Genomic DNA, 5,294 nt, shown 5'->3' on the forward strand with positions numbered 1-5,294 from the left:
CCGACGGTTTCTTGCCCCGCCGCTTGCAGGAACGGGAACAGCAGCCAGCCCGACAGCGTCCAGCCGAAGCCGTAGCTCGGGGAAAGCGTCGTCGGGCCGGTGTCGAGCCGCCCGTAGATGAACATCCGCTTCGGTTGGTTCGAGCCGTAGCGCGAGTATTCCGTCATCCGGCTTACCGCGACCTGCTCCATCGCCTTGAAGGCGTTGTCGACCGCGTGGCCGCCGCCGATCGGGTCGAAGCCGTAGAAGGCGCCGGTGTCGTCGATCGCGGCGCTGAGTTTCTGCATGAAGTCATCCTGCGACGAGTTCACGACATGGGTCGAGCCGATCTTCTCGAGCAGATCGACCTGATCGTCCTTGCGCACGATATTGACGAGACCGAGTCCGTCCTCCTGACAGATGCGGGTCAGCATCTGGCCGAGGTTCGACGCCCCCACCGTGTGCAGGATCGCGTCCTGCCCGTCCATCTTGGCGTTCTCGGCGAACCCCAGCGCGGTCATCGGATTGACGAAGGCGCTCGCGCCGTCCTCGGAGGAGTGATCGCCCAGCGGCAGGCACATCTGCGCATCGGCGGTGCAATATTGGCTGTAGGCGTTGCCCGGCACGCAGGAGACGCGTTGCCCCATCAGCGCCTTGGCCGCGTCGCTGTCACCGGTCGCGACAACGGTGCCCGCGCCCTCGTTGCCCGCGGGCAGCTTGAGGCCGTGCCGTGCTTTCGAACCCGCGTTGAACGGCTCGGGCATCTTGGCCACGAATTTGCCGGGAGAATATTCCGCGTTCTCCATATCCGCTGCGCCGACGAGGATCGCGAGGTCGGACGGATTGATCGGAGCCGCCTCCATCTTCACGAGGACTTGGTTGCCGGTCGGATCGGGGAAGTCCACGTCCTCGATCGCGACGGTGAGCGTACCGTCTGCCTCCAGCGTCGTGAACAGTTGCTTGCCAGTGGTCGCCATGTCGATCTCCAGATTTGAATGTCGTCAGGAAGAGGTTGGTTCACGCCCAGAGGTTTCCGAGGGCGCGCTTGCATTGCCAGATAGAGCGCCCTGCGTCCGAGGCGACCGCAAAGCGTGGAGCGAAAAGGCGCGCGGCTACGTTCCGCTGCGTCTTTTCCGGGGTCTTCAAATGCTTGGCCCCGGGTGAGAGCGACAAGGCCGCGCTTGGGACAAGTTTTCGTGGTCAGCAGTGACCGTTTCGCGGGCCGAAAGACGCCGCGTTACCGTCGCGGACGCTGGAACTCCTCGACTGCGGTGCAAGTTTCGCTGGTGAAATCGAAGGAGTTCTCATGTCCACGATCACCACCACCAACCCTGCGACGGGCGAGACGATCCAGACCTATCCGCTGATGTCCGAGCAGGAGGCCGTCGAGAAACTCGAGGCCGCGCAGTCCGCTTTTCTGGAGTGGTGCAAGCTGTCCCATTCCGAACGCGCGCCTTACCTGACCAAGATCGCCGCGACGCTCCGCGAGAACGCGGAAGAGCTGGCCGCGCTCATGACGCGCGAGACCGGCAAGCTTCTGAAGGACGGCAAGGCCGAGGTCGAGATCTGCGCCGCGATCTTTGAATATACCGCGAACAACGGGCCAGACGCGCTGGCCGACGAGGAACGTACCCACGGCGCCAACGGATCGCGTGGTGTGGTCACTTATCAGCCGACCGGCGTGATCTACTCGATCCAACCGTGGAACTTCCCGCTCTATCAGCCGGTCCGTGTTCTGGCGGCGAACCTGATGGCGGGCAACGCCTGCGTGCTCAAACATGCGAGCATCTGCACCGGCTCCGGGCTGCGCCTGCGGGAGCTATGCATCGAGGCCGGGCTGCCCGAGGATCTGTTCCAGGTCATCCTGATCGACCACGAGACCAGCGACAATCTGATCGAGCATCCGCTGGTGCGCGGTGTGACCCTGACCGGCAGCGACGGCGCGGGTCGGCATGTGGGCAGCGTCGCGTCGAAGGCGCTGAAGAAGACCGTGCTGGAGCTGGGATCGAACGATGCCTATCTCGTGCTGGAAGATGCCGATATCGAAACGGCGGTGAAATTCTCGCTGATGGGGCGGCTGTATAACAACGGCGAGACCTGTGTGTCGGCGAAGCGGTTCGTCGTGGCGGACAAGGTCTATGACGCCTTCGTCGAGGCCTTCGTCGAGCAGATGAAGGCGGTGAAGATGGGCGATCCCACGAAAGACGACACCCAGCTTGGTCCGCTGTCCAGCGAGGATCAGTTCGAAACCGTGAAGGAGCAGGTGGAGCAGAGCCTCGCCAAGGGTGCAAAGGCTCTTTGCGGTGGCGAGGCCCCGGGCGGCACCGGCGCCTATTACCCCGCGACGGTGCTGGTCGACGTGGTCCCCGGCATGCCCGCCTATGATGACGAAATCTTCGGTCCCGTCGCTGCGGTGATCCGCGCCAAGGATGACGAGGATGCGATGCGCATCGCCAATGATAGCCGCTATGGCCTTGGCGGCGGAATCTTCAGCAAGGATGAAGACCGCGCCCTCAAACTCGCCCGCGATCACTTCGACACCGGGATGGTCCGGATCAACTCCTTCGGGACCGCCGATCCGAACATGCCCTTCGGCGGGGTCAAGGATTCCGGCTACGGGCGCGAGCACGGCGGCTTCGGCATGAAGGAATTCGTCAACGCCAAGGCGGTGTTCCTGCCATGATCACGCTTCACGCTCTGCACTATTCCCGCGCGACCCGGGTGCTGTGGCTGCTCGCCGATCTTGGCGAGCCTTGCCACCGGGTCGATTATCAGCGCACCGAGAATTTTCGCGCGCCGGAGGCCCTGTCCCGGGTTCACCCCCTGGGCAAGTCCCCGGTGATCGAGGACGGCAATCGGATACTCGCGGAGTCCGCGACGATCCTACGCTACCTCGTCGCGAAATACGGCGACGAGACCCACACGCCGCCGCGGGGCACTCCGGAATTCTGGCAACACGAGGAACTGCTCGATTACGTCGAGAGCTCCTTCGCCGAGGTCGCGCTGCAGGCGATTTTGCCAGCCTTCCGCGACAAGCCGGTCCCCGCTCAGGCGCAGGCGGCGCTTGATGCCCATCTCAATTTCATCGCGCGGGCGATCGGTACCGGGCCTCTGCTATTTGGCGACAAGGCGATGCTGGCCGATATCCAGATGTCCTATGTCATTGCCTTGTTGGCGCGGTTCGACCTGCTCGCGGATCATCCGAAGGTCGCGGCCTATTGGGCGGCGCTGCGAGCGCAGCCGGGATACATCGCGGCGACGGAAGCCGCCGGCCCGATGGCGCCTCCCGGGTGAGAGCCGTCGCGGATTTCGCTGCGGTGACTCGGGCTTGAAAGGCCGGATCGATCTGGTCAACCCGCCGGCCCGAGCGCCCGCGGAATGCCCGCTTGCAGACCCTGGCATTCTCGTAGAGGTCTTCTTTACCGCATCCATCGGGTTGCGGTGACGACTGGCGGAGCAGGAGACAGCTATGCAGCAATTGACAGCCTTTGGACCGGATTTCCCCTTTTCCTACGAGGACTGGATCAGTCATCCCGCGGGTCTCGGCACGGTTCCGAAGAATGTACTTGGCGCGCCGGTCGCCATCATCGGTGCCGGAGCGGCCGGGGTAATCGCGGCCTACGAATTGATGAAGCTGGGACTGCGACCGGTGGTTTACGAGTCCTCTCAGTTCGGCGGGCGGTTGCGCTCGCAGAGCTTCGAAGGAACGGATGGGGTCGTGGCGGAGCTTGGCGGTATGCGCTTCCCCGTCTCCTCGCGCGGGTTCTACCACTATGTCGATCTTGTCGGATGCGAGAGCCGACCTTTTCCGAACCCGCTGACGCCCGCCGCCGGGTCGACCGTCATCGAGCTTGAGGGCCAACGCCATTTCGCCCGCAGCCTCGAGGACCTGCCCGAGCAATACCATCAGATCGCAGAGGCCTATGACGAAGCGCTGCGCAGTCAGGCGGCTTTTCCCGACCTGCAAGCCGCGGTGCGCGCCAAGGACATTGAGGCCATCAAGGCGATCTGGGATCCGCTCGTCCAAGACTGGGATGAGCGCACCTTCTACGATTTCGTGGCCCATTCCGACGCGTTTCAGAAGCTCGATTTCTCGCACCGGGAGATTTTCGGTCAGGTCGGCTTCGGCACTGGCGGCTGGGACTCTGATTTCCCGAACTCGATGCTGGAAATCCTGCGGGTGAATCTGCTCGGGCTCGACGACGATCAGCGCTACATCGTGGGCGGGGTGGAAACTGTCCTGCATCGCCTCTGGAACGCGGCGCCTGCCTGCGCGCATTGGCCGGAGGGTACGACGCTCGCGAGCCTGCATGGCGGTGCGACGCGCAGCCGGGCGACCGCCCTGAGCCGCGCAGGCGAGATGATCCGGCTTCGCGACCAATGGGGCAACGAGGACGACTATGCGGCGGTGCTGGCGACGTGCCAGACGCACCTGCTGACGACGGCGATCGAGACCGAAGAGGATCTGTTCGATCAGAAGATGTGGATGGCGCTCGACCGGACCCGCTACATGCAGGCCGCGAAAACCTTCGTCATGACCGACCGACCGTTCTGGAACGACATCGATCCGGAAACCGGCGAGCCGCTGATGTCGATGACGCTGACCGACCGGCTGACGCGGGGCACCTATTTCTTCGACAACGGACCCGACCGCCCCGGCGTGATCTGCCTCAGCTACGCCTGGATGAGCGATGCGCTCAAGGTGCTGCCGCTCAGTGCGGAGCGCCGGGTCGAGCTGTCGCTGCAGGCGCTGGGCAAAATCTACCCCGGCGTCGACATTGCCTCTCATATCCGCGGCCAGCCGATCTGCGTGAGCTGGGAGGCGGACGAAAACTTCCTTGGCGCCTTCAAGGGCGCCCTGCCGGGTCACTATCGCTACAACCACCGCATCTACGGCCACTTCATGCAGCAAGGCATGGCCGCAAGCCAGAAGGGCGTTTTCCTCGCCGGGGACGGTGTGAGCTGGACCCCCGCCTGGGTCGAAGGCGCGGTGCAGACGTCGCTCAATGCGGTGTGGGGGATCATGACGCATCTCGGGGGACGCAGCCCCGAGGCAAACCCCGGCCCCGGCGATCTCTATCCCGAGCGCGGGCCGATCAGGCTGGCCGATTGAAGCAAACGGCGCGCGCGGCAGGAGTGTCATGCCGCGCGTGGGTCAGGTGTCCGGCCCTCTGGAGGAGGCCGCCCCAAGGGATGCATGCCGACCAATAGGCCCTGAGCCTAGTCTTGGCTCGGCGTCTTCCTCGTATTGATGGCTATTCGATTCCGTTCATTTCGCTGGTGACTCGGGCGGTTTGGTTTGCTGCCCTTGGGGC

Annotated in this window: 4 protein-coding genes; 3 read left to right on the top strand and 1 reads right to left on the bottom strand. The window is 64.1% G+C overall.

Going from position 1 to position 5,294, the window contains the following annotated elements; translation table 11 throughout:
- A partial coding sequence (locus B3D39_RS18050; RefSeq protein WP_286789933.1) for an alcohol dehydrogenase catalytic domain-containing protein occupies positions 1-956 on the bottom strand: 956 nt, incomplete at its 3' end.
- A 329-nt stretch (positions 957-1,285) separates the two neighbouring features.
- Here B3D39_RS18050 and B3D39_RS18055 point away from each other — a divergent pair.
- The 3 genes from B3D39_RS18055 (at position 1,286) to B3D39_RS18065 (ending at position 5,092) form a co-directional block, all read left to right on the top strand.
- Entirely contained in the window at positions 1,286-2,662 is a 1,377-nt protein-coding gene (locus B3D39_RS18055; protein ID WP_274963650.1) for an NAD-dependent succinate-semialdehyde dehydrogenase, read from the top strand.
- Entirely contained in the window at positions 2,659-3,273 is a 615-nt protein-coding gene (locus tag B3D39_RS18060) for a glutathione S-transferase family protein (RefSeq protein ID WP_274963649.1), read from the top strand. The genes B3D39_RS18055 and B3D39_RS18060 overlap by 4 nt, the downstream gene beginning before the upstream one ends.
- Before the next feature lie 175 nt (positions 3,274-3,448).
- Complete coding sequence (locus B3D39_RS18065; RefSeq protein ID WP_274963648.1) at positions 3,449-5,092, top strand: flavin monoamine oxidase family protein; 1,644 nt, start codon at positions 3,449-3,451, stop codon at positions 5,090-5,092.
- Positions 5,093-5,294 lie beyond the last annotated feature (202 nt).

Source organism: Thioclava sp. UBA3469, from assembly GCF_002378135.1.
Taxonomy (GTDB): Bacteria; Pseudomonadota; Alphaproteobacteria; order Rhodobacterales; family Rhodobacteraceae; genus Thioclava; species Thioclava sediminum.

Coding starts and splice junctions, on each gene's coding strand:
- B3D39_RS18055 (WP_274963650.1), top strand. CDS start 1,286: ATGTCCACGATCACCACCACCAACCCTGCGACGGGCGAGACGATCCAG.
- B3D39_RS18065 (WP_274963648.1), top strand. CDS start 3,449: ATGCAGCAATTGACAGCCTTTGGACCGGATTTCCCCTTTTCCTACGAG.
- B3D39_RS18060 (WP_274963649.1), top strand. CDS start 2,659: ATGATCACGCTTCACGCTCTGCACTATTCCCGCGCGACCCGGGTGCTG.